At 62.5% G+C, this 365-nt stretch carries 1 protein-coding gene; it reads right to left on the bottom strand.

Annotated elements, in window-relative coordinates; genetic code table 11:
* The coding region (locus tag AC1DH9_RS31160; RefSeq protein WP_477809590.1) for an Ig-like domain-containing protein at positions 1 to 365 on the bottom strand (365 nt) is incomplete at both ends.

Genomic DNA, 365 nt, shown 5'->3' on the forward strand with positions numbered 1-365 from the left:
GTGACGCGTGACGCCGTTCACCGGCGTCAGCGTGGCGGTCCAGGTGATACCGCCATCACTGCTGCTCACCGCACTCAGCGTACCGTTGTCGATCGTCAGGTCGGCGTTGGTGAAACCGGTCACCGCTTCACTGAAGGTGATGGTCACCAACGAAGTCTGACCGATTCCCAGCGCGGTGTCCGTCACCACGATGGTTGCCGTCGGACGCTGGGTGTCGATGGCGTAGTTGTTCGAATCGGTGGTGCCGCTGCCGACGTTACCGGAGCCGTTCTGCACGCCAGTATTGTCCAGGGTGATCAGGTTGGTGGCGTCGGTGGTGCTGGCATTCGGGGTAAAGGTCGCCGTCCAGGTGATCCCGCCATCAC

This window comes from Pseudomonas sp. 05T35 (assembly GCF_056396605.1).